The 7600-nt window shown below is 50.6% G+C and carries 8 protein-coding genes and 1 pseudogene; 4 read left to right on the top strand and 5 right to left on the bottom strand.

Translation table 11 applies throughout. From position 1 onward, the window contains the following. Positions 1-102 precede the first annotated feature (102 nt). The 4 genes from Q0413_RS06810 (at position 103) to Q0413_RS06795 (ending at position 3081) form a co-directional block, all read left to right on the top strand. Entirely contained in the window at positions 103-417 is a 315-nt protein-coding gene (locus Q0413_RS06810) for a hypothetical protein (protein WP_298988230.1), read from the top strand. Between the two features lie 15 nt (positions 418-432). Continuing rightward, on the top strand, positions 433-786 hold the full coding sequence (locus tag Q0413_RS06805) for a hypothetical protein (RefSeq protein WP_298988229.1): 354 nt from the start codon (positions 433-435) through the stop codon (positions 784-786). After that, positions 783-1277: a TlpA disulfide reductase family protein gene (locus Q0413_RS06800; RefSeq protein ID WP_298988228.1), complete on the top strand. Its 495-nt coding sequence runs from the start codon at positions 783-785 to the stop codon at positions 1275-1277. The genes Q0413_RS06805 and Q0413_RS06800 overlap by 4 nt, the downstream gene beginning before the upstream one ends. Before the next feature lie 232 nt (positions 1278-1509). Further along, positions 1510-3081 (top strand): subtype B tannase, encoded by a 1572-nt coding sequence (locus Q0413_RS06795; RefSeq protein WP_298988227.1) that lies wholly within the window; start codon positions 1510-1512, stop codon positions 3079-3081. 62 nt (positions 3082-3143) lie between these two features. On the opposite strand, the gene Q0413_RS06790 is transcribed toward Q0413_RS06795, so the two are convergent. From Q0413_RS06790 to Q0413_RS06770, 5 genes and pseudogenes are all read right to left on the bottom strand, one after another. Beyond that, positions 3144-3269: a hypothetical protein gene (locus tag Q0413_RS06790; protein WP_298988226.1), complete on the bottom strand. Its 126-nt coding sequence runs from the start codon at positions 3267-3269 to the stop codon at positions 3144-3146. Positions 3270-4016: 747 nt separating this feature from the next. Then, a complete protein-coding gene (locus Q0413_RS06785; protein WP_298988225.1) occupies positions 4017-4913 on the bottom strand; it encodes a radical SAM protein in 897 nt (298 codons plus the stop codon). 690 nt (positions 4914-5603) lie between these two features. Beyond that, positions 5604-6650: a uroporphyrinogen decarboxylase gene (gene hemE, locus Q0413_RS06780; RefSeq protein WP_298988224.1), complete on the bottom strand. Its 1047-nt coding sequence runs from the start codon at positions 6648-6650 to the stop codon at positions 5604-5606. A 2-nt stretch (positions 6651-6652) separates the two neighbouring features. Next, complete coding sequence (locus tag Q0413_RS06775; RefSeq protein WP_298988223.1) at positions 6653-7144, bottom strand: YqhA family protein; 492 nt, start codon at positions 7142-7144, stop codon at positions 6653-6655. 304 nt (positions 7145-7448) lie between these two features. Next, positions 7449-7600, bottom strand: a pseudogene (locus Q0413_RS06770) (Asd/ArgC dimerization domain-containing protein); the annotation flags it as partial.

Raw genomic sequence — 7600 nt, 5'->3', positions numbered from 1 at the left:
GCGCCTTATAGATGCTGACAAGGTCGTTTTTAAAGACGGCTACTATAAAATCGCCAAGAAATAGCGGCGGAATTGCGAGGTAGAATTTCGTTTCGTAATTTAATGGCAAAATTTTATAGAGATTTCGCAGTGGAATTTTCGTCCAAATTTGCCGACAAAGTGGTGCGCCTAAGACACGGCAAGCTCGATCGAATAGAGCTTTTGGATCAAAGCACGATGAAGCACAATCTCGGCTCGCAGGATAAAATTTCAGATCGCAATCAAAACAAAAGCGCCTCACAAAGCTCTAGCGCCGAAGCTGCGAGCGAACAAAATCCCGCCTCGCAAAATTTAGGTGGCGAAGATCGGAGCGCTGAAAATTTAAGCGGCGAAAATCAAGGTGGTAAAAATTCGGGCGCGCAAAATGACGGTGCGTAAAATTTAGCTCGCATGATGAAAAATAAAGCTACGTTAAAATTTAAAAATTTCACCGCCTGCTCGCGCTCTTTTTGGGTTCACACAAAGCTCGCGCGAGCAGGTGCGGCTCTTTGCTGCGCACGTCCCGCCGAAGCCCTTTGCCTCGAAATATCAAGCGCCGTCGCAAAACCGAGCGGAGTGGGTAAAAATTTTAAAAGTCTAAATTTTAAAAACCGAAACGCTACGGGCACAGATTTCGACGCGGATCGCAACATACGCCTAGGCGCGGATAGCGATATAAACTCCGGCAGAGATCGCGCCATAAATTTTAAAATTTCAAACGCAGATTTAAAAGCCGGTTTAGCGCGCCCGAAGGCGGATTTTAAATGATTAAATTTTTAAATTTAAAAGTTGCTACCGCCGTGTTTGCGTTGCTACTCGCAGGTTGCGACGGATGGAAGCACCATCTAAGCAGTGACGGCGCCTCGCTCGCCTCCAAGTTTGACCCCTCCGAGCGCACGCTAAAGATCGAGGGCAACGACAAGCCGTTCGTGCTGTTTTTTTACACCAGCAGCTGCGGCGCATGCAAAGCCCAAGTACCCGTGCTAAATGAGCTACAAGCTAGCGGCGACGCGCTGATCATCGGCATTCTAGGCGACGGTAAAGGCTTGGAAGCCGACGCCGCGGTCGCTCGCGAAAAGGGGATAAAATTCCCAAGCGTCAGCGGCGCGAGCTCGGTGAAATACTTTGAATCCATCGTAGGCGGCATTTTCGGCACCCCCACGTCGGTGATCTACGATAAAAACGGCAAAGCGGTTAAAAAGCTCATCGGCCTCTACCCCAAATCCGCCTTCGAAACGCAGCTCAAGCTTATGAATTAACGAGCGAAATTTAATGCAGCCGGATTTACGCCGGCGGATCGCAAATGCCCACTAAAATAACACTTCGAGTTTAAAATTCCTTTCAACTTGCAGATGCCTTTGCGTTTAAATTTCAAAATTTAGGCGCGCAGCGGATTTAAGTATTCGCCGAGTTTTGCTAAAATTAGCTTTGTCACTAAGCTACTTAAAGGGCTAAAAAACGGCAATATTAATAAAATATAAAGATACTTCAATGAGTAAAAAATCCCTTACCTTAGGCGCTGCTGCGATGCTTTACGGCGCGCTAAGCCTAAACGCCGAGGCTTCGGCGCAAAGCGCGCAAGAAGATTTGAAATTTAACGCCGCAAATTTCACGCAAGAAAGCGCGATCGTAGGCGGCAAAAAGATAAAATTTCGCGCCTACAAAAACATAATCTACGTCGCAAAACCCGTAAGCGCGCACTATCAGAGCATGAATATCTTCATCCCGCAGCAATATTTTGAGGAGTGCAAGAGCGGCAAATTTGACGCCGTAAGCGCGCCGATATTTTTGCCAAACGGCGTGGGCGGCTACATGCCCGGCGAAGCGGGCGAGGTCACAATAGACGCAAGCGGCAAGCCAAACGCGATCGCTACGGCGCTTTCGCGCGGTTACGTCGTAGCCGCTCCCGCAGCGCGCGGACGCACGCTAAAGATCGCAAACGGCGATTATATCGGCAAGGCGCCCGCAGCGATCGTCGATCTAAAGGCGGCCGTGCGGTATCTGAAATTTAACGACGCGGCGATGCCCGGGGACGCAAACAAGATAATCTCAAACGGCACGAGCGCGGGCGGAGCGCTCTCGGCACTTTTGGGCACGAGCGGGGACGAGGCTGCGTACGAGTCGTATCTGCAGGAGCTGGGCGCTGCAAAGGCGAGCGATAAAATTTACGCGGCGTCCGCATACTGCCCGATCACAAATCTAAAGCACGCAGACGCGGCGTATGAGTGGATGTTCGGCGCGCAGAGCGAATATGAAAAGATGGATTTTAGCGGCCTTGATGCGGCGGGATTTAACGAGCGCGGCGAAAATTCTAGCGGCGCTGAAAAAAATTCCAAAAAAGGCGCAAATCAAATCGCTGCAAAGCCTGCACGCAAGGTGCTAAGCGGCAAGCTAAACGCAGCACAGATTAAAATTTCAGACGAGCTAAAGGTGCAATTCCCTGCCTATCTGAACTCGCTAAGCTTAAGGGATGGGGGCGGCCGCGCGCTAAGCCTGGATAAAAACGGCGACGGCAGCTTCAAAGATTACATAAACGGGCTCATATCGGCCTCATTTGCTAATTTTGCGGCGAAAAATCCGCGCACAAAGGCGCCCCTATACCTCGCCGCCAAGATTAAGGACGACGCGTCGCAATCGCATATGCTCTTTTGGGGCTACGCGACCTCCAAGCCGCGCGCCAAGACCCCGCCCGCATTCGACGGCTTCGCGCTTGAAAATCCCGAAAACGAGCTGTTCGGCGGCGCTAAATTTAACGCGGCGCATTTTACGGATTTTAGCGCGATGAATGACCCCGCCAAAGGGGTGCTAATCGCAGGCGCCCAGCTCGTAGAGATGATGGATGCGATGAGCTTCGTGCGCAACGAAAACGGCGCGAAGCATTACCGCATCCGCCACGGCGCGAGCGATCGCGATACGGCGCTTGCGATCCCCGCGATTTTGGCGCTTAGCTTGCAAAATGCGGGCAAGAACGTCGATTTTGCGGTGCCTTGGGGACAAGGACACGGCGGCGATTACGATCTTGAGGAGCTTTTTGACTGGATCGATAAAGTGGTCGCGCAGTAGGCTTAGCGGGCGAAATTTCATCTTAGAATTTAAAATTTTGCCCACAGTTTCGCCGTAAAATTTTATCGCCCAAAGCTCGCTCTAGTGGATACGCCGAGCGGCGTAAAATTCCGCTGCAAAATTCTATCGCGTAAAAATTTTAGCGTCGCCGCAAGACGCATAACGATTTGAAATTTTACGGCTAGCATTCAAAAAATTCCATAAAATTTTATCGCGACAAAATGGCGCGAATTAAATTTTATCAGCCGCGGCGATTTGTGGCGCGGGCTTTTAGCGCGATCCGCGCTAAAATTTCGGCACAATCAAATTCTGCAGGCTAAATTTAAAAACCGAAGTATGCGATAAAATTTCACGGCGTTTATGCACTATCCGATCGCAGGTATTTTAGCACGCAGGTATCACGTAATAGGCGCACATTCGGCGTGCGGATGATTAAAGCGCAAAAACTCCAAGCGAGCGCGGCAAGCAGGCTAAATTTAAGGCGTGCATTCGCGATCTCCCGCGGCTCCAAGCCCGCTTTTGCTATCCATTAGGCCTGCTTCAATAATCCGCTGACACACAAAAAGCGCCGCTTGGGGTCTGTATTTTTGCGCCGTGTGTATAAATTTCATAATTTAACGGCGCTTTTGAACGCAGCTTAGCCTATTTAAAGATCAGCACCCCGCGCGTCAGGATCGCTTCCCAAACCTGGTGCGCCGGCATCTTTGCGGCGGCGTAATTCGGCGCTAAATTTAACGCTAGCTAGCATTGCACTGCCTTTAGCTCGCGCGGTAGGCGCTCTATCTATGGCAACGCAGCTTCGGCATTAAATTTAAACGCGCTGTCTTTGCGCCGCCCTCTAGCTTGCGTACGGCGGGCATCGCCTGCGACGACGCCAAAATGCAAGCCGCTTTTTGCCGCGCTGCGCCGCGAAAGAGCTTTTAAAATTTAACGCCCTAGCCTTTCGCGATCTCGTAAAAACCGTCTTTAAAAACGACCTTGCCAGCACCCACCAAACGCTTTAAAAGCTGTGCGCTCGCTTCATCAAACATCGCCTCCACGTCGCTCGTGCGCTGCGGACGGCGCGAGAGAGTGCGCAAAATTTCATCCTCGCTAAAGCTCAGCCGCTCGCTTGCGTATTTGGGCGCAGAGATTATATTTACGTTTTGATTTTCGATGAAAGTGGCTAGATAGTGCAGCTGTGCTTCGCTCACACCCTGCACGCGGTATGCGGGCGGGCGATCGATCGTACCGAGATCGACGCGGTGCGGGTTGATGCGAGCTAAAGCCGCATTCAGCGCCACAAAGTCCTCTTGCGTATCGTTGATGCCGCGCACGACTAGGATTTCGATATCAAGCTCGCCGCGAAACTCGCGCGCAAAATCCGCGATCGCGCTTACGATATCCTCGGCGCTAATGCCTGCGTGCGGACCGTCCACCTTGCGAAAGCTTCTCGCAAGCACGCTATCTAGCGAAAATTTGCAGATATCAAGTTTCATTAGGGCTGCGCTGTTTTCGCGCACGAGTGAGCCGTTTGATAAAACGAGTAGCTTCTGCGGCAGGCGCAGCGCTTTTAGTGCATCCACTAGCTCAGCAAAGCGCGGATGCAGCGTAGGCTCGCCGTTTGCCGTGATCGTAATGACGTCAATGTTAGGATGCACCGCCAGCGCGGTTTTCAGCTCGGCGATGACCGGGCCGATCTCACAGGGCTCGCTCATCGCGCTTACCGGCTTGCCCGCGCCCAGCTCGCAGTAGACGCAGTTGAAGTTGCACTGCTTGCGCTGCGGGCTCAGATCGATGCCGAGGCTGCGCCCGAACCTACGCGAGGCGACGGGCCCGAAAATATATCTCATTTTTGCTCCATGGTTTGATTTGCGGGGTTTGCTTGCGCGCAGATTTCGCTTTAAAACTTTACTTTACGGAATTTTAATTTGCAAAATTTTAATTTGAAATTCCGCGTCGTGAAATTTTACTGAAATTTGCTTTTAAAAATTTAGCTAGAAAATCCCGCTTTGAAATTCTACGTAGCAAATTTATACCGATCTTAAGCCTCGCGCCAATAACGCTTTGCATCGAGCTTTGAAAATTCTACGTAGCAAATTTATGCCTTGAAATTTAACTTCCGCGCGCCAAAATTCGGCGCCACTTTTATGTGAAATTCCACTTCCGCGCGCCGCCCCGCTACGGCGAAATTTTAAGCTTAGAGTTTTGAATTTATCCTTAAATTTAGGGCGTGCGAGCCATAAATTTAATGTGCGGGCTAAATTTAAACTCGCAAGCTTGCGGTATTTTTACGCCGCCGTGGACACAGCACGTAGAATTTCAGATCCTCGCTCGGCATAAAATTTCAAACTGCGGCTAAATTTTAAAATTTAGAGCTTTGTCTTCTGCACGCTGTTTTAGCGGCGTGAAATTTAAAATTTATGGACAGCGGAAAAATTGCACAGAAGCAAAACAAGCGACCCAGGCGAATGAAATTTTAAATTACGGCTCCATAAAATTTACAACGACGCGCTGCAAGCGAGCTCTCGCAAAATAAGGTTTTAGCGCGCGCTTAGCTCGTGCACCAGATCCACCAGATATTTGGCGTTTTGCACGCTTACGTCGGGCAAAATTCCATGTCCTAGATTAAAGATATGCGCGGCACCCTTCATCGACGCTAAAATATCGCGCACGCCCGATTCTATCGCGCCGCGGTCGTATAGCCGCATCGGCTCCAGGTTGCCCTGAAGCACAAATTTGTCCCCGAGCTGCTCGCGCGCAAGCTCAATCGGAGTGCTCCAATCCACGCCCCATACGTCAAAGCTCGCCTCGCCTCGCTGCTCCGCGATACGGCTCAGCCGCGACATCTGCGCGCCCGTGCCCTTGGCAAAGACGATGAGCGGGATATGCGGGAATTTCGCCTTTAAAAATTCCGTGATTTCTAGGATGTATCGCCAGCCGAACTCCTCGTATGCGCTCGGCTCCAGCGCGCCTGCCCAGCTATCGAAAATCTGCACCGCATCGACGCCCGAGCTGATCTGGCGCGCCAGATAAAGCTTCGTCGCCTCCGTAACGAGGCGCAAAATTTCATGCAGAAGCTGCGGATTTTCGTAGAGCATCCTTTTGCAAACGGCGTAATTTTTGCTGCTGCCGCCCTCGATCATATAGGTAGCGATAGTCCACGGCGCGCCGCAAAAGCCGATAAGAGCTTTATCCGCGGCAAGGCGCGAGCGAGTAAGCGAGATCGTATCATAAACGTATCCGAGCTCCGCCGCGGCCTTTTGCGGATCAAGGCGCGCCAAATCGCCCTGAGAGCGGATCGGATTGCTAAAGCGCGGCCCTTCGCCCGCTTCGAAGCGCAGATCCATCCCCATCTGCATCGGCACGACCAAAATATCGCTAAAAAGTATCGCCGCATCGACGCCCAAAATCTCCACGGGCTGGATTGTTACCTCGCTAGCGGCGCGGTAGTCGCGGCACAAGCTCAAAAAATCGCCCGCCCTCTCGCGCACCGCCATGTATTGCGGCAGGTAGCGCCCCGCCTGGCGCATCATCCAAATGGGCGTGTATGGGGTCTCTTTGCCGAAGCATGCGTCGATGAAAACCATTTTTATCCTTTAAATTTACTCAAAATATACAAAGCTAAACAAACCGCAAAGATAGCCCCTGCGAGCAAAAGCATATCCAAAGGGGTAGTAAAATCGGTGTGTAAAATTCGCTTAAAGAAATCCACTACCAGCACCATTATGATGACGCTGCCGAGTTTGTGCTTTAGCTCATCCAGCGAGGCGATCTTTAAAACTTGTAAATTTAGATCCACAAACTCGTCGATAAACAACTCATAAATTCCAAATACGAAGATTAGCAGCACTATAGCGACCAGATACAGATCGATCGCCGTTATTATCTCGCTTAAAATATCAATGTAAAGCGCTCGCTCGCTCTGCGGGGCTAGGAAAAATTCTACGATTTTATAGAGCGCCGAACAGATTTCGTAGCTTGCCATCACAAATATCGCCGCGCCTGCCGCGATGCAAAAAAATACCGGCAGGAGAGTTAAAAATTTGCTGCAAAGCAAAAATTTTTCAAATATAGCTTTCATTTCTTCCTTAAATTTTAATTCAGGATTAGCTGCTCCGCAAGCGGACGTATAAATTTAAAAGCCGCTCTATGCCGAAGTGTTCGTTTAAATTTACGTTCGTTTGCAATCGCGTAAATTTACACCATTTAGTCGCGTCCGTTTGAGTCTTTAAAATTTTGCGCCAGGTTAAAGGCACAAAATTTCAGCTCGCGGCGTTAAATTTTAACTAGGCTGATTTGCAAATTTATTCGCCAGACCTCGGCGCCGAAACCGCGCGCGCAACCGTATCCGCGCACAAAGTCTCGGCAACTCTGCTAAATTTATCTTACTTGTCTTGCTGCATATCGATCCAGCGAAGCGCGATGCGCACGGCGTTCGTAGCCGCTCCGACGCGGATCTGATCGGCGCTGCACCAAAGATGCAGAATTTTATCGTCGAAATTGTCCCTGCGGAGCCTGCCGACGTAGGTTTCGTTCG

It is taken from the genome of uncultured Campylobacter sp. (assembly GCF_938045465.1).
In the GTDB taxonomy this organism is placed as follows: domain Bacteria; phylum Campylobacterota; class Campylobacteria; order Campylobacterales; family Campylobacteraceae; genus Campylobacter_B.
Note: the sequence above shows the minus strand (reverse complement) of the source record. Positions and strands in the feature narration are given on the sequence as shown.